The following is a 16,857-nucleotide window of genomic DNA, read 5'->3' on the forward strand; positions in this document are numbered from 1 at the left end:
AGTAAAAAAACGAAAGAGCACATTTAAGCTCTTTCGTTTTTTATTTATCTTCTTTATCAGTTAAAGTAAGACCGCTCTTGTCTGAAATCCAACTATAAATTGGCAAATCAATATGACCATTATCATCAATCTTGTCCATTACTTTTTCCATAAAGAATTCCTGCCAATTTTGACTTGGTTTAACTCCAGAATGATTCAACTGAGGGATCAACCAGCCATTTGCCAATGGCTGAACTGGATTCAAGCCAATTACCATTCCAATCATGTAATTAGAGAAGTCGAAGCTGCCTTCCACAACGATCCAGTTAGGATTTTTAACTAATTCTGGTTGAAGCTTAGTCAACATTTCTGGTGGAATCTTGCCCTCCGTAACCATCATTCTTCCTTTGATTGGACCATGTTTTTGCTCAAAATCTTGCAAGACACCCTTCATAAATAATTTTTGTCCTAGTTCATCAAATTTACGTTGGTCTTCTAACATTATATCTCCTTTATTTTTTCAAACCTCGTTTATCGCTCTTTGCCTAATTATCTTCTAATTATACAACCAACATAGAAAAATAATAAGCAAGCAACAAAAAAACGTTGAATATTGCATTCAACGTTTTTTCATTTTAATCAAAATACTATTTTTCAAGCATGTAATTTCTAGTCATTGGCAAGTTCTTACCAGATGGGCCCTTAGTCAACAAATACTGAATAACATCAATATTGCCTGATTCAAATGAAGCAGCACAAGCATTCAAATACATGTCCCACATTCGAGTAAATCTTTCGCCCATCTTATCTTGAACTTGTTCACGAGCATTATTGAAGTTCTTGTCCCAAATTTCCAAAGTTCTTTGGTAATGACGACGAAGAGTTTCCATATCAGTAATTTGCAAACCACTGCCAACAATGTCGCCGACAATCTCTTGCAAACCTGGAATATAACCACCTGGGAAGATGTACTTGGTAATCCAAGCGTTGGTGGCACCACCTTGTTGACGGGTGATTCCGTGAATCAGCGCAACACCATCTCGGTTCAAGTGCTTGTATACGTCGGCAAAGTATTCAGGCAAGTTTTCTGAACCTACGTGTTCGAACATCCCTACTGAAGTGATGTAATCCCACTTTTGATCACCTAATTCACGGTAGTCTTCGAGTTTGACTTCAGCAACATCTTCTAAGCCATCGTCATAAATACGTTTTTGAACCAACTTGTATTGTTCTTCACTCAAAGTAACACCGGTTACCTTCAAGCCATATTCTTTAGCTGCTGTGAGCATCAAAGTACCCCAGCCACAACCAATATCAAGCAAGGTCTTGCCCTTTTCCGGATAAAGCTTGTTCAAAATATGGTGAACTTTTGCAATTTGTGCTTTTTCAAGATCGTCAGTATTGCCATCTTCAAAGTAAGCACATGAATAAGTCATGGTTGGATCAAGCCATAACTTGTAGAAGTCATTACCAATGTCATAGTGGCTTTGAACATCCTCTTCACTTTGCTTTTCCGTATGCTTTGTTTTTGGAATAAACTTGCGGAATTTTGAAGAACGCATGAATGAATCGGCACTTTCATAAGCACCCATGATCAACTTTTGGATGTCACCATGAATTTCGATCTTTTTGTCCATGTAGCCCTCACCTAACGCAAGTGAAGCGTTTTTGATAATTGCTGAAATTGGAATTTTTTCATTAAAGACAATCTCAATTTCTGGTGTGCCATTGCCGTATACTTCACTCTTACCATCCCAATAAGTGACTTTAACTGGGAACGGGAAGGATTTACTGAGCATCATCTTGTAAAAAGTTTTTTCTAACAATTAAGTTCCCTCCATAAATAAACCTTAGGGTTATTTTAACACTAAATAAAAAGAAACTCATGATTGACATGAGTTTCTTAGTATGGCTTACCAAATCGTTACGCGTTTATCCGGATCAAGCCACATTCCATCAGTTTTCTTAACATCGAAAGCTTCATAAAATTCATCCTGACATTGTGAAGGAATATTCACTCTGGTAGGTTGCGGTGCATGAACGTCGGTCGCAATTTCGGTCTTGATTGCTTCAGGACGCTGCTTTTGTGCCCAAGAACGAGCGTAATTCTCAAATAGTTCCTTCATGTTGCCGCTTTCTGTCTTATTAGCTTGGATTGCGCAAGTAAGGCCACCTAAATCAGCAATATTTTCTGAAACGATTTGCTTTCCGTTTAGCTTAGCAGGGCCATATTGCAAGCCATCATAAATGTCAATTGCTGCCTGAGTCCGTTTATTGAATTCCTTGAAATCTGCGTCAGTCCACCAATTCTTCATATTGCCGAACTCATCGAATTTTGCCCCATTGTTGTCAAAAGCATGAGAAATTTCATGAGCAATCGTTGCGCCGATCCCACCATAATTTTGACTACGGGACTGGTGCAAGTCATAAAACGGCTTCTGCAAAATTGCGGCTGGGAATGTAATATCGTTTCTTTGAGGATCATAACAAGCATTGTTTAGGTTACCTGGCATTAGCCATACGGAACGATCAACCGGTTCAGTTAATTTGCTTAAACTGTACTTTTCAAGCGTTTTTCCCATTGCCTTTTCATTTTCATAAAGGCTCTTTTGGGGATCAACTTGCAGCAAATCATAAATTTTTTCAATCTTATCCGGATAGCCAATCTTAAAAACTAATGCACGAAGCTTGACGATAGCTTTCTTCTTAGTTTCATCAGACAGCCAATCGTTATCTTGAATTCGCTCTTCATAAACTTTGATCATCTGGTGAATCATATCGGTAACATCAGCCTTGGCATCTTCACCAAAATACTTCTCGCCGTAGTAAATACCTATAACTTCATCGAAGCTTCCATTAGCCGTGTAATAAGCATGACGATCTTGCGGTGTCAATTCTCCTTGTCCACTCAAGGCTTGACTAAACGGAAATGCCGCTTCACGAAATTCTTGTGAAAGTGAACCAGCCGCACCATTGATAAACTTGGTGATCATCCATCCTTTAATCTCTTCAAAATTATTAGCATTGATCAATTCTTCTGCATGATCTAAAAATCTTGGCTCTAAAACAATTACACGATCTGGCAGCTGAGGGATAAGTTCTTCCAAAGATCCCTTCATATCAAATGATTTGAACTTAGCCAAAAAGTCGGACATTGAATATGGATTATATGCAGCTGGATAATCCGCCCACTCTTCAGTAGATTTAACAACTTTGGCAAGTTTAGCATCGAATTTTAAAGCCTGATCGACATAATTTTCAGCTTTTGACTCATCAACTCCGGCCATTGTCAACAGTTTGATGGTTTGCTTCTTCAAAATTTCCAAAAGCTTTTTGGCATCATCTTGTTGATAGCTTGTTGTGTCTGGTAAAAAAGTGCCTGGACCACTAAATTCCAAAACATGAACCTTGGTGTTTTTCATATCGGCTTCCACGTCAAAGCCAAATGGCAATCCAGCAAATTCGTCAATTTTGACTGCTTCTTTGTTAAACTCAGCAAAATCTTTAAGTGCAATTAATTTGTTTAAATCAGTCTTAATTGGTTCTGCCCCGTCTTTATCGCGTTTCTTAAAGTTCTTGGCAATCTGATACAGCTTAATTGCTTTGTCAAAATCCTTAACGTCTGGCATTTTTTCTTTTCCAGAGGCAATTTGATCAAAATCATGCATCAATTTCTTTTCGATCTTCATATCGATATCAATGTTAACACCAATTTCAGTTCGGTCGGCTGGAATCTTGACATCTTTTTGCCACTTAGAATTTACCGCCAAATATAGATTGTCTTGCGGACGAGCTGAAATGTCGGGCTTAGTCAAATCACCGACACCGCCACGTATTTTTGCAATAGTTTTCATTCAAAACCTCCTATTTTTCCTTATGCGCATCATTTTGCAAATTGTACAGATTGTAGTAGTAGCCCTTTTTGGCTAACAGTTCTTCATGCGTACCTTTTTCAATGATACGACCTTTATCCAAAACAATAATTTGATCGGCATCTGCAATCGTCGACAAACGGTGAGCAATTGCCAAAGTAGTTCTGCCTTTACGCAGACGCTTAAGTCCTTCCTGAATCATTGTTTCCGTTTCAGTATCAACGTTAGCTGTCGCTTCGTCTAAAACCAAAACCTTTGGATCGGTGACCAAAGTACGAGCAAATGAAATCAGTTGCCGCTCGCCTTGACTTAATTCAGAGCCGCCTTCAATAACCTTAGCATGATACTTGCCCGGCATTTTTTCAATAAAACGGTCGGCTTGAACAGCCTTAGCGGCCTCTTTGATTTGTTCATCTGTGATCTTTTGATTGTACAAGCGAATATTAGAATTGATATCGCCATAGAACATAAATGGTTCTTGCAAAACAAGTCCAAGCTTTTTGCGCAGCTCTTCTTTAGGATATTTTTTAATATCCACGCCGTCGATTAAAATTTGTCCCTTATAAAATTCATAAAAGCGCATCATAACATTGATGATGGAACTTTTGCCTGAGCCCGTATGACCGACGATTCCAAGCGTTTCTCCGGGATTGACGGTAAAGGTAATATCATGCAAAATCTCGTTTTTGCCATCATAAGAGAATGAAACGTGCTTGAATTCAATTTTCCCTTTTGCAATTGTTAAACCTTCCTGAGCCTGCTGCTGTGGTTCATATTGCGTATCATCAAGGATTCTGAAAATTCTTTTACCCGCAACAATCCCATCCTGGAACAGCGTCATTTGATCCATCATGGTTGAAATAGGGTTAAAGAATTGTGAAATATATTGTGAAGAGGCGTAAACAACACCGGCTGGCACGAAGGTATCGTGAAGCGGAAAGCCAAAGTACATTAATGATACAGCCAAAGCTAATGAATAAAGCATGGAAGTCAGAGGTGACAAAAGCAGTGAATTCATCCGGATCATGTTGAAACGGGTATTCATCAAGCCGCCATTTTCATCCTCGAATTCATTTGTCATTCTTTTTTCTTGCTTAAACTGCTGAATCAAAGATACGCCTTCAAGCGATTCATTCAGGTTCGTGTTGATGCGGCTCAATCGTTCACGATAATTGCGGTAAAGTTTGGAACTTTGATAAGCATAAAGCCAAATAATCAACAGCAAAATCGGCAAGAACGCCAACATTAAGAAGCCAGCGGTTTTATTGGTTAAAAACATGGCCACTAAAGCTGAAACAACTGAGAAGAAGGAAATCACGACGCTTGACAGCACCGTCAAGAAGTTGCTCAAAGTCATCGTATCATTGGTAACCCGCGAAACAATTGAGCCTGCTGGCGTTTGATCAAAGTAACGCATCCCCAAACTATGAAGCTTGCGATAAAGTACCTTCCGAATTTGTTCCAGCGACTTTTCAGAACCTAAAGAAAAACAAAATTCATAAGCAAACTGCAACAACGCTTTTAATAATGAACCTAAAGCATACAAGAATCCCGCAAATAAAATAATTTGCACGGTTTCAGTTTGTTTTAACAAAAAGTGATCCAAAAAGTATTGCAGACCAAATGGCAACGCCATATTGATGACACTAACCAAAAACGCACCGATAACAGCTACCAGCATTTCCCGTTTGAAAATCATAATGAATTTCATTAAACGTTTAAAAATAACGATCTGTTCTTTGACTGGGATGGCTTCTGACCAGACTGATTTGAACTCATCTTCATTATTCATGCTTTTCACCCACTTTCTCTTCGAATTCCTGTCTGCGCCACATCTCAGCATACCAGCCGTTATTAGCCAGCAACTGGTCATGGGTTCCGCGTTCAACAATCTTTCCATCTTTTAAGACCAAAATCAGATCCGCGTTCATGACTGAAGTCAAACGGTGAGCTGCGATTAAAGTTGTCTTGCCGTTACGCTCCTTGCGCAATGCATGCAAAATCTCTGTTTCAGTTTTGGCATCAACCGCTGACAAGGCATCATCCATGATCAAAATCTGGCTCTGTTTTAAAAGTGCCCGTGCGATCGACATTCTCTGTTTTTGTCCACCAGAGAGCGACACGCCGTTTTCACCAATTAAAGTGTTGTAAGAACGCGGCATTTGCAAAATTTCGTTATGCAAATCACTCTTTTTTGCTGCTTCAATAATTTGATTGTCTTCGGCATCCTTTTCTGCAAAAGCAATATTGTTTTGAATACTGGTAGAAAAGAGATAGTTATTTTGCGGTACGTAAGAAATCTGTCTGAGCAGAACGTTGAGCGGAATCTCACGAATATCGTGACCATTAAGCGTAATTTTGCCATCATAATTATCGAATTCACGCAACAGCAATTGAATAATCGTCGTCTTGCCGGAACCAACGCGGCCAACCAGTCCCAAAGTTTGACCAGTTTTCAGCGTAAACTTGATATTATGCAAAACTTCGACATCTTTTTCATCAGGATAAGCAAAAGATTTAACGTCATATTGCAAATCACCATGGATATCTTCTGCCGTCAATGAATCATCGGCCTTTTGGTCGGTAATGAGCGGCTTTTCTTTTAGCAATTTTTCAACACGATCATAGCTTGCGCTTCCCCGTTCAAGAATGTTGAACAAGTAGCCGATCGCAAACATCGGCCAGACCATATTGCTGATGTAGGCAATAAATGAAACTAGTTGCCCTACTGACAAAATTTTGTTTTTAACAAGCAACCCGCCATAAATGATCGTGATTGTATATGTTAAACCGATAATTATCGTACCTAATGGATCAAACAGCGAATCCCAAATAAAGACTCTGCGATTGATTTTAATAGTTTGATCGACCATTTTATCAAAAGCAGCCGTATCCTCTTTACCTTGATTGAACGTTTTCAAAACCTTAATCCCGGTGACTGATTCCTGAGTTTTATTATTTAATTTTGAAAAGGCAGCCTGAGACTGATCGAAATCCGCATGCAAATGCTGACCTAATTTTTGCGCACCCCAGGCCAAGAACGGCAGTGGCAGCAAAGCTACAATCGTCAAACGAAAGTCAACGAAAATAATCATGGCAATCATCGTCGCCAAGCCCATCATCAGTGAATCGACCAAAGTCAAAACGCCATCGCCGGCAACATTTTGGATCGCAGATACGTCGTTGGTCGCGTGGGCCATCAAATCACCAATTCGGTGACGCTGGTAAAATGTTCTGTCCATGATCATAAAATGTCGAAACAGTCTTGAGCGCATTTGCCGTTCCAGTTCTGCGGCACCACCCCAAATTTGCTTGCGCCAGAAATACCGCAGCAAGTACAAGGCAACGGCCGCGACCAAAACTGCTAAAACCAGGACGCCATATTGTTTCCAAGTAATATGACCTTTATCCAGCTGATCGGCCATCAAACCTAAAACTCTTGGCGGAACCAAGTTGGCAAAAGAAGTCAAGGCTAGAAAAATGATTCCTAAAATGTATCGTTTCTTCTCCTTTTTGAAGAACCAGCCCAATTTCTTAAAAACTCCCATTATTTCACCCCTTCTTAAACAAAAAGAAAAAGACAAAGGTAATCCTTCGTCTTTTGCAAACTTCTTCGATAAAGATATATATTATTTACGTTGTTGATGCTTCATCATATTCATCACTTGTTTAACCTTTTTAGCAGAAGGCTTTTGTCCCATTTGTGACATCATTGCAACGATCATATCTTCATTGATTGGAGGATTATCTTGGAAATACTTCTTCATATAAGCTCTAGCACCGTAAAAGCCACCAATTAATCCGATACCAAGAGCAACAATAATTAAAACAATTGCTAAACCTAAATTCATAATTTAAAAATCCTCCATTAACTAACAGAATATATCTTACAAAAAAATAAAACTTTTTTAAAGCCTAATTTAATCTTTTCTCAAGCCCTTTTTTCTTTGGGCACGTTTTGCACGTTCAGAAGTTACTTCATTACCATCTTTATCTATAATAACCGTATCTTCCAATTGTTGTTTGAAACCAGCTCTAAAATTGGCTAAAAACTTTTTGTGAAGTTCTTTTCTTTCAGCTTCTTCTTCAGGTGTCAGACCTTCATTTTCTTTCTTGTGATAAAGCTCGTTGATTCGGTCTGTTACCTTTTTAATTTCATCTTTGTCCATGATTTAACACCTCTATATATAACGATAGTTTACAGTATTTGTGTAGATAAAAAAAGTAATAAATTTAAGAACGTTCGTTTGTATATCGTTTTGTTTTTTGCTAAACTAATACTTAAAGAATATTAGACACAAATGGGGTTACATTATGACTAACAACCACGAATCAAAACAACTCGAAATTTTGCAATACATCTACGATACCGTTGAGGATCGCGGTTTTCCGCCAACTGTTCGTGAAATCTGCTCAGCAGTTAATTTATCTTCAACTTCAACGGTTCACGGCCATTTATCACGGCTTGAACGCAAAGGACTTTTAATTAAAGATGCAACTAAGCCCCGTGCAATCGAAATTACGAAAAAAGGACGCGAAAAACTAGGCATTAAGCCTAAAGAAATACCGGTTGTCGGTGTTGTTACTGCAGGGCAGCCAATTTTAGCAGTTGAAGATATTGATGATTATTTCCCACTTCCACCTGATTTAAAGGCAGATGCCGGCGATCTGTTCATGCTTAAGGTTCATGGTGAGAGTATGATCAACGCGGGAATTTTAAATGGTGATAATGTAATTGTCAGAAAGCAATCTTCTGCTTCTAATGGTGAAATTGTAGTCGCCATGACAGAAGATAACGAAGCAACGGTTAAGCGCTTTTACAAAGAAAACGGCCATTACCGTTTGCAACCGGAAAATGATACAATGGCACCGATTATCTTATCTAAGGTCAGCATTTTAGGCAAGGTTGTTGGCCTTTACCGTAGTAATATTGATTAAATAAAGCAAGAGACTAGGAAGTTAGTTCCTAGTCTTTTTTATGCCAACATTTTGGTAAGTTTTTCTTCAAATTTTGGCAGCCATTTTAGTTGATAACCTGCCCGCGTAGGGTGAATCGGATCAGCCTTATAAAGCACATCTTGTTTTTGAAAAGCAGGATCATGATACAAATCTAACAGTTCAAAATGATATTTCTTCTGCAGAGTTAAAGCACGATCAACCATTTTTTGATAAAGCGGATTATCAAAGGGAGGATTGGTATAAAGCAGTACCGGACAATGCCATTTTTTCTGTGCATTAGCAATGATAAATTCTAGTGCGCCAGTAATAGTCTTAGTATCAAAATTCTCATTCTCGACAATTTGTCCTAAAGGCTTATCCTTTGTCGCATCATTGGTCGACAATTGCAAAACGAACGCGTCTGGTCTATCAGCCACTAAGAAGTTGGCGTAGAAGCGATTAATATATGAATCTGGATCATAATCGCTGCTGTTAGGATCTGTATTGCCGCATAAAGTCGTACCATTTTCGGCATCTTTCACTGCCTGAATCCCATCCCTTTTCCAAAGATAATCAACAAATGATTCTCCTAATGCTCCATAGCCTAACGTCACAGATGAACCCAGAAACAGAACTTGTTTATCAAAAAGAGGTCCTTTAATGGCCTTCACATTGTTAACGCTGTATTTGCGGCTGTTGCCAGGCAGAGCAGCCAACTCGATATATTTGCGCTGACTCAAGGGATGCTTTTCAATGCTCTCTCTTAATTCCCAGACAGCAGGAGTAGATAAATCATTGTTTTGCTTAATCGAAATTAAAAAAGTTTCGTTGCTCATTTAATCTCCTTTCCTTAAAAACGGCATAACTGCCAGCCAGTCTCTAGCTATTTGTTCAGTCAACTTACGATTATAAAAAACCACTGCGGAAAAATTGTATACCGCTTTTTTGACCAAACATAAGCATCTTTAGCATCATTTAGCTGCAATATCGGCGTATTTTTTATTATTTTGCCATGTTCTTCAGAGATCTTATGACCAGGGCCAAGCAGGCGCTCTAAAGCTGTATTGCCTACCGCTGCAATTAAAGTTGGTTCAATTTCTTTGATCTCATAGTCTAAAAAAGGAGCATGAGCCAAAACTTCTTTTTTAGTAGGTTTGCGATTGGGATATTTCACTACTTCCTTGTTTTCTCTCGTTTGCTAAAAACTTTTTTAACCGCATAAGGGCGGCTTCGAACGGCACTCGTAATATAAACATCCTCGCGCTTTAATCCGATTGAGGCAATAGATTTCATCAATTCCTTGCCGGAATCCCCATGAAACGGAATTTGTGAAGCGAGTTCTTCATGGCCTGGTGCTTCACCTACAATCATCAAAGCCGGATGTTTAGGACCTGCACCCGCATTAAGTCCTTCTAGTCGCATGTCTTTTGAATGCTGCTTAACCAGCTGCTTAAACTTTCAGGATAATTCATCTTTCAGATAAGAGACAGCCTTTCTCAAAACGTCCATTTTGCCATGCTCAACCAGATATTTTTCTGCATCTGTTAAATTGACCCACAGGTAATTTTTAATTTCTTCTGCTTGAATTTTGACCGTCTGATCTTGCAAGTATTTTGCTAAATAGAAGGTAACCTCTTTCCAATGCTTATTGAACATTTGGTATTGAATTTTTTGCACAAAATTAAAATCAAACTTTGGCTTCAAATTAACTTCTTCATGAACTTCGCGTTTTGCTGCTTGCTTCGGCGTTTCATTGCCTTCCAAATGTCCTTTAGGGAAGCCCCAATTATCATTTTTAATACTTTGAACAATTAAAAATTGCAATTCGCCCTCATGCTTGCGGTAAATTACCGCTCCAGCAGAATGTTCCTTCAGCATTGATTATCAGTCCTCCTTGTTTAATGTGAATTCATTATAAAACAAAAGTGATTCCAACATGCGTCAGAACCACTTAATAATTTCATTTATTTTTTTAGATAAGAAATTGCTTCAACCAATATTTCGTATAAATTACGTTCAGCAGGTAAATATTTTTTTGATTCAGATAAGCTTACCCACTTTGAATTGAGAATCTCTTCTTTTTGATCAACTACTTTTTGTGCGGAAACAAACTCACTCAGAAAGAAGCCAACTTTTTTAATCGTATTTTCTTCGGTTTCATATTCGATTTCACGTCGAAAATCAAAATCAAACTTCGGATGCAAGCCAACTTCTTCAGCAACTTCACGTTTTGCCGCATCTTCTTCTGTTTCCCCAGGTTCCAAATGGCCCTTAGGAAATCCCCAAGTATGATGCAAGACGCTTTCAACGATTAAAAACTTTGGTTCTTGCTCTTCCAGGCAGTATATAACGCTGCCAGCTGAGTGCTCATGAATCATAAATTATTCCCCCTCATTGCGATGGGTCTATTATACCAATAAATATAAAAAAATCACTATCTTGCAAAGCAAAATAGTGATTATCGCGTTGTTAACTAGTCTACCTCTACCTAGTTTGACACGATCAAAAACAAGATCTAAAAGATCTCATTTTTCTTTTTAGTAATTTTAATATATCAATTGATTGCCTTGGTGTCAAACAATTTTCGAAATAAAAAAGCAGTTCCGTTTGTAACTGCTTCTTTGATTGTAATTAACGACGAGCTTCAGCAATTCTTGCTGCCTTACCGTTACGGTCACGTAAGTAGTAAAGCTTAGCACGACGTACACGACCATGACGAACAACTTCGAGTTTTGCAACACGTGGGTCGTTTACTGGGAAGGTACGTTCAACACCAACACCTGAAGCAATCTTACGAACAGTGTAAGTTGCACCGATGCCAGTACCCTTCTTCTTAATTACAACACCTTCAAATAACTGAATACGTTCGTGAGTACCTTCAACAACACGTACGTGAACACGAACAGTGTCACCTGCACGGAATTCAGGGATATCGTCACGAATTTGTTCTTTAGTTAATTCTGCAATTAATGGATCCATAATATATTTTCTCCTTCTTCGGCATTCATATCACGCCTCGCGCCCAGCGGAATACCCATAACTTATTTAGTGACATTTGTCACGATCATTAGTTTAACAGATCAGGCCAGCTTAATCAAGTTCCGCCTTAATTTGAGCAAGCATTTTCTTTTCTTCGCTTGTAAATTTTCTTCCTTCAAGCATGTCAGGCCGATGAAGATATGTCGCCTTTAAAGCTTGATAATGACGCCACTCATCAATTTTTTGATGATTTCCGCTCACTAATACATCTGGCACCTTTTGCCCCTCATAATCAGCGGGACGCGTATACTGCGGATACTCTAACAAGCCATGAGAAAAACTCTCCTCAACCGGAGAGGCAGCATTGCCCAAAATTCCGGGAATAAGACGCACGGTGGCATCAATCATGTTCATCGTCGGCAATTCGCCACCAGTTAAAACATAGTCACCAATTGAGACTGTCTCATCAGCTAAATCATACACTCTTTGATCAAAGCCTTCATAGTGCCCGCAAATAAAGGTTAATTCATCTTCTTTGGCCCATTCTTGGGCCATTTTTTCATTAAAAGTTTTCCCTTGCGGCGCCGTGATAATAATTTTACCCGTCGAAGACAAAGAATTGAGTGCCTTTTTAATTGGCATGATTTGTAAAACCATCCCTGCTCCACCGCCATATGGCGTATCGTCTACATGGTGGTGAACGTCAGTCGTAAAATCGCGAAAGTTAACTAAATTTAGGTCCCACTTTTTGTCCTCTAATCCTCTGCCCAGCATTGAAGTTTGCAAAGGAGTAAACATATCAGGAAACAGCGTTAATACATTAATCTTCATCGTGTAAACCTTCCATCAGCTCTACATAAACCTTCTTTTTGTCAACATCTACCTTTTTCACAACGTCTTTAATATAAGGAACCCAGTATTCGTTGCCGCTATCTTCCTGTACCAGCCAAACATCGTTAGCCCCAGGTGATTGAATATCTACGATCTTGCCTAAGAATTCGCCGCTTTGATTATCAATCACATCGCAATTTAAAATATCGCGGTAATAATAGACTCCTTCAGGAAGTTCCTGCTGATTTTCTTCACTAACAACCAGTATTTTTCCGCGTAATCTTTCCGCCTGATCAATGTCAGTTATTTCATCAAATTTTACCAGCCAAAATTGTTTGAATGGACGACCACTTTTCACGGTCAATTCCCGCTCATGATCATCCTTTAGGGCTAATTTTGAGCCCGAACTAAAACGTTGCTCAGGAAAATCTGTAATTAGTGCTACTTTGACTTCACCATCTAAGCCATGAGTTGTTAAAATTTTTGCTACGTCATAAAATTGCATACTTTTTCTCCAAAAACCAAGTATAAAAAAAGTTTGAAGTACGCAGCTCCAAACTTTCTTTTAAGTAATTATTTAATTACTTGTTGTACTTTGCATCGTGCAACTTTTGCATAAGGCCTGTACCTGAAAGAAGTGATCTTACAGTATCTGAAGGTTGAGCACCTTTTTGAAGCCAAGCAAAAATCTTGTCTTCGTCAAGCTTCAATTCCTTTGGAGTTGAAACTGGGTTGTAGTAACCTACTTCTTCGATGAAACGACCATCACGTGGCATACGTGAGTCGGCAACAACGATTCTGTAAAATGGCTTTCTCTTGGCACCCATGCGGTGCATACGAATTTTAACTGACATAAATTAATTTCCTCCTAAAACTTAACGATTAATAATATACCATTAAAAAGAAATGGTGTAAAGGGTTTTTACTTAACAGTTAATTTTTTTAAGAATGAAATCTCTTCATCTTCTTCATCCGCTTGCGTTTGTTCTTCTTAAAGCTCTTATTCATCTTTCTCATAGCCATCTTGGCCATCGGTGAATTCATGCCCGGCAAGTTGCTTAAGCCCTTCATGTTGCCTTTAGTAATCTTAGACATCATGTCCCGTGCTTGTTTAAATTGTTTGATCATTCGGTTGACTTCAACTACTGGTCGACCTGATCCGGCAGCAATTCTGCGGCGACGACTTGGATTTAAAATGTCTGGGTCTTCCCGTTCCTCTTCTGTCATTGAATAAACAATTGCTTTGGTATGGGCAATTTGCTTATCATCAATACTTAAATTCTTTAGTTGCGGATTGTTGGCCATACCCGGAATCATCTTCATGATTTGGTCAAGAGGTCCCATTTTTTGCACCTGTTCCAGTTGATCAATGAAGTCATTAAAGTCGAAGGTATTTTCCTTCATCTTCATGGCTACTTTTTCGGCCTCTTTTTGGTCATAATCCTGCTGTGCTTTTTCAATCAGCGTCAGCATATCGCCCATGCCTAAAATTCTTGAAGCCATCCGGTCCGGGTGGAAGTCTTCCAAATCAGTTAACTTTTCACCTTGTCCAGTGTAAATAATTGGCTTGCCTGTTACGGCACGAATTGAAAGTGCAGCACCACCACGGGTATCACCATCAAGTTTAGTCAAGATAACGCCGGTCACATCAAGACGTTCATCGAAGCCTTTAGCAACATCAGTTGCGGCCTGACCGGTCATTGCATCTACAACCAGCAAAATATTGTCAGGCTGTGCGACTTTCTTAACTCGTTCAAGCTCTTCCATTAATGGCTCATCAATTTCAAGACGACCGGCCGTATCGATGATGACATAGTCGTTCTTGTTTTTATCAGCCTCTGCCAAACCATCTTGAACAATCTTAGCGACATCTTTTTCATCAGCCTCGCTATATACTGGCACCTTCAATTGGTCACCGATTTGCTTCAACTGGTCGACTGCGGCTGGACGATAAATATCGCCAGCAATTAACAACGGACGTGCCTTTTCTGTTTTTTGCAAATGATAGGCTAACTTGCCGACGGTAGTAGTCTTACCAGTACCTTGCAGACCAACCATCATAATAATTGTTGGGATATGCTTTGACTTATTGAGGCCAACAGCTGTTTCCCCCATCATTTTGGTTAATTCTTCATTAACGATTTTGATTACTTGTTGGCCAGGGTTAAGACTTTCTTGAACTTCTTTGCCAAGGGCTTCTTTCTTAATTTTCTTGATAAAGTCTTTGACAACTTTGAAGTTTACATCGGCTTCAAGCAAAGCAAGTCGAATTTCACGGCTGGCTTTGTTAATGTCTTCTTCTGAAATTTTGCCTTTGCCCGTCAGGTTCTTTAATGCTTTTTGAATTCTTTCGCTTAAATTTTCAAAAGCCATTGGGTTATTCTCCCCTCATTTGATTTAATAATTTAGTTAATTCTTTCTTAGCGGTCGAATTATGATCATTATCGATTGCAAATAAAGCATCAGCAATGACATCTTCAATTTGATTGTAGTCTTTTTGCATATGAAGTTTTGCCTCATAATTTTCAAGAGCTTTGCTTGAGCGACGCAAATTATCATATACAGCTTGTCTTGAAACACCGTGATTATCTGCAATTTCACCTAGAGATAGGTCATTATAGTAATAATCTTCAAAATAACTTTGCTGCCCGGCTGTTAATAACGGGCCGTAATAGGCATATAAATCGCCTAATTTTTCATTCTTTGTGAGTTCATCCATATAATTCACCGTCTAATAGTATAGCAAAAAAGCAGCCCTTTTAGAATTAAAAGAAAAGAGAACCGGTTAAATCCGGTTCTCTTTATAGATAAAAGCAATTAATGCTTATAAGTTTTCATCCATGTGGAAAGTAAGCTTAGACATGTTGATTGATTGAATCATCATTTGACCCCAAAGCTTTTCGCTGTCCTTCTTAGTGTGAGCAACAGTAGCTTGGTTAGCTTTAGTAAGGTATTCAGTCAATTCTTCACCAGACTTGCCTTCAGCACCCTTGATAATTTCTTCAACGCGACCTCTGTAGTAACGGTTAAGTTCAGTTAAGTAATCAGTGTCAAGTTGAACAAATTGTGGGTAATGACTTTCAACAAGTGCAGCCAATGACTTGTAGTACCACCATGCATCGTTCATGTTGTAATCCATAGAAGTGTTGTTGTATGAAGGATCAGTATCACTCATGTTGGCAAAGAATGGAACAAATGGAGTGAATGTTGGTCCACCAATACATAACCACATAATTGCGGCACGATCTTCTAGAACATCGCTTCTAATTTGCAAAATATGAGCGTTTTGAGTTCTGTTCAAACCAATTGGACGGTAGCGGTGCCTTTCTTCATCAGTACCCTTGCCAAATGGATCATAAGGTGTGTCTTGGTAGTGTGAACCAAGTGCGAATTGAATATCTTCACGAGTAATCTTCTTTTCTGCCTTACGGATAAATGGCAGATCTGGATCTTGCGGATCTTGTTCAATTGATGGGTTGAACAATTTTTGAATGTACCATTGACGGTTGGTGTTGTAGTGACGGTCTTGTTCAGTATATGTACCGAAGATATGGCGGAAATTCCAACCTTCATGATCAACATTCAAATGATGCTCTTCAACAAATTCTTGAATGCCTTCACTCCACATGAAATTATCTGGATCGTCGAAGTTAACTTGTTCAATTGCAACTCTGTTGCCAGTAGCAGCATAGCAGTCATCAGGAATTCTTTGAGCTACCCAGTGGTGACCAGTAACAATTTCCATGTACCAGATTTCATCTTTATCACTGAATAAAACAGAGTTGCCGGCAGGTGAGCCATATTTTGCAATTAAGCTGCCTAAATATTTAACACCATCTCTAGCTGAATGAATGTATGGCAATACTGAAGTTTGCATACAATCTTCATCCAAACCATCCTTAACAAGTGGATCAAATGCTAAAGTTCTTTCATTGCCATAAGTTGATTCAGTACATGACATACATACGTTTTCTTGGTTAATACCAGATTCATCGTAATAGCCACGGTGCTTGTAATCAACGTTGGGTACAGCTGGCACACGTTGAGCATCTTCTGGCAAATCCATTTCAAATTTATTAAGCCATGACTTAATGTGACGGCCCTTTTCTCCATGAGCTGCAGGTTCAATGATAAACTTTTGTGGCGTAATTGGTCTAAAAGTATCATCGTTACGAGCAATCATGGTAGTGCCATCAACAGAGGCTTTTTTACCAACAAGAATGGTAGTACATGCACTAGGTTCTCTCATAATCAATTC

18 protein-coding genes and 1 pseudogene are annotated in these 16,857 nt (G+C 38.9%); 1 reads left to right on the forward strand and 18 read right to left on the reverse strand.

The features are described from left to right. Positions 1-40: 40 nt before the first annotated feature. From B2008_RS02915 to B2008_RS02945, 7 genes are all read right to left on the reverse strand, one after another. A complete protein-coding gene (locus B2008_RS02915; protein WP_281829059.1) occupies positions 41-481 on the reverse strand; it encodes a hypothetical protein in 441 nt (146 codons plus the stop codon). 145 nt (positions 482-626) lie between these two features. Further along, complete coding sequence (locus B2008_RS02920; protein WP_281829061.1) at positions 627-1,805, reverse strand: SAM-dependent methyltransferase; 1,179 nt, start codon at positions 1,803-1,805, stop codon at positions 627-629. A gap of 87 nt (positions 1,806-1,892) precedes the next feature. Continuing rightward, positions 1,893-3,833, reverse strand: coding sequence for a M13 family metallopeptidase (locus tag B2008_RS02925; protein WP_281829063.1), 1,941 nt, complete (start codon positions 3,831-3,833; stop codon positions 1,893-1,895). 10 nt (positions 3,834-3,843) lie between these two features. Further along, positions 3,844-5,643 (reverse strand): ABC transporter ATP-binding protein, encoded by a 1,800-nt coding sequence (locus B2008_RS02930; RefSeq protein ID WP_281829065.1) that lies wholly within the window; start codon positions 5,641-5,643, stop codon positions 3,844-3,846. Beyond that, positions 5,636-7,399 carry an ABC transporter ATP-binding protein gene (locus tag B2008_RS02935; RefSeq protein WP_281829067.1) on the reverse strand — a complete coding sequence of 588 codons (1,764 nt, stop codon included), beginning with the start codon at positions 7,397-7,399 and terminating at the stop codon, positions 5,636-5,638. Before B2008_RS02935 ends, B2008_RS02930 begins: the two co-directional genes overlap by 8 nt. Before the next feature lie 81 nt (positions 7,400-7,480). Then, positions 7,481-7,702, reverse strand: coding sequence for a YneF family protein (locus B2008_RS02940; protein WP_281829069.1), 222 nt, complete (start codon positions 7,700-7,702; stop codon positions 7,481-7,483). Between the two features lie 69 nt (positions 7,703-7,771). Next, positions 7,772-8,020: a DUF896 domain-containing protein gene (locus tag B2008_RS02945; RefSeq protein ID WP_006351486.1), complete on the reverse strand. Its 249-nt coding sequence runs from the start codon at positions 8,018-8,020 to the stop codon at positions 7,772-7,774. 145 nt (positions 8,021-8,165) lie between these two features. Here B2008_RS02945 and lexA point away from each other — a divergent pair, with 145 nt between their 5' ends. After that, complete coding sequence (gene lexA, locus B2008_RS02950) at positions 8,166-8,789, forward strand: transcriptional repressor LexA (RefSeq protein WP_281829070.1); 624 nt, start codon at positions 8,166-8,168, stop codon at positions 8,787-8,789. Positions 8,790-8,827: 38 nt separating this feature from the next. Here lexA and B2008_RS02955 read toward each other — a convergent pair whose 3' ends face one another. The 11 genes and pseudogenes from B2008_RS02955 to B2008_RS03005 form a co-directional block, all read right to left on the reverse strand. Beyond that, the gene (locus B2008_RS02955) at positions 8,828-9,625 is read right to left on the reverse strand and encodes an SGNH/GDSL hydrolase family protein (RefSeq protein WP_281829072.1); all 798 of its coding nucleotides are present in this window, start codon (positions 9,623-9,625) and stop codon (positions 8,828-8,830) included. Next, positions 9,626-10,261: pseudogene (locus tag B2008_RS02960) on the reverse strand (uracil-DNA glycosylase). After that, entirely contained in the window at positions 10,248-10,667 is a 420-nt protein-coding gene (locus tag B2008_RS02965; protein ID WP_281829074.1) for a bis(5'-nucleosyl)-tetraphosphatase, read from the reverse strand. The pseudogene B2008_RS02960 and the gene B2008_RS02965 overlap by 14 nt, the downstream one beginning before the upstream one ends. A gap of 86 nt (positions 10,668-10,753) precedes the next feature. Then, positions 10,754-11,167: a bis(5'-nucleosyl)-tetraphosphatase gene (locus B2008_RS02970; protein ID WP_281829077.1), complete on the reverse strand. Its 414-nt coding sequence runs from the start codon at positions 11,165-11,167 to the stop codon at positions 10,754-10,756. A gap of 253 nt (positions 11,168-11,420) precedes the next feature. Beyond that, a complete protein-coding gene (gene rplS / locus B2008_RS02975; protein ID WP_281829079.1) occupies positions 11,421-11,768 on the reverse strand; it encodes a 50S ribosomal protein L19 in 348 nt (115 codons plus the stop codon). A gap of 111 nt (positions 11,769-11,879) precedes the next feature. Continuing rightward, positions 11,880-12,599, reverse strand: a complete 720-nt coding sequence (gene trmD, locus B2008_RS02980; protein ID WP_281829081.1) for a tRNA (guanosine(37)-N1)-methyltransferase TrmD — start codon at positions 12,597-12,599, stop codon at positions 11,880-11,882. Continuing rightward, positions 12,589-13,104 (reverse strand): ribosome maturation factor RimM, encoded by a 516-nt coding sequence (rimM, locus tag B2008_RS02985; RefSeq protein ID WP_281829082.1) that lies wholly within the window; start codon positions 13,102-13,104, stop codon positions 12,589-12,591. Before rimM ends, trmD begins: the two co-directional genes overlap by 11 nt. Positions 13,105-13,180: 76 nt before the next feature. After that, a complete protein-coding gene (gene rpsP / locus B2008_RS02990) occupies positions 13,181-13,453 on the reverse strand; it encodes a 30S ribosomal protein S16 (RefSeq protein ID WP_281829084.1) in 273 nt (90 codons plus the stop codon). An 88-nt stretch (positions 13,454-13,541) separates the two neighbouring features. Next, positions 13,542-14,972 carry a signal recognition particle protein gene (ffh, locus tag B2008_RS02995; protein ID WP_281829086.1) on the reverse strand — a complete coding sequence of 477 codons (1,431 nt, stop codon included), beginning with the start codon at positions 14,970-14,972 and terminating at the stop codon, positions 13,542-13,544. A 4-nt stretch (positions 14,973-14,976) separates the two neighbouring features. Continuing rightward, positions 14,977-15,318, reverse strand: coding sequence for a YlxM family DNA-binding protein (gene ylxM / locus B2008_RS03000; RefSeq protein WP_281829088.1), 342 nt, complete (start codon positions 15,316-15,318; stop codon positions 14,977-14,979). Between the two features lie 105 nt (positions 15,319-15,423). Further along, positions 15,424-16,848 (reverse strand): C69 family dipeptidase, encoded by a 1,425-nt coding sequence (locus tag B2008_RS03005; protein ID WP_281829090.1) that lies wholly within the window; start codon positions 16,846-16,848, stop codon positions 15,424-15,426. Between the last annotated feature and the right edge of the window lie 9 nt (positions 16,849-16,857).

Origin of the sequence: Lactobacillus sp. UBA5813, from assembly GCF_002417895.1 — a bacterium.
In the GTDB taxonomy this organism is placed as follows: Bacteria; Bacillota; Bacilli; order Lactobacillales; family Lactobacillaceae; genus Lactobacillus; species Lactobacillus amylolyticus.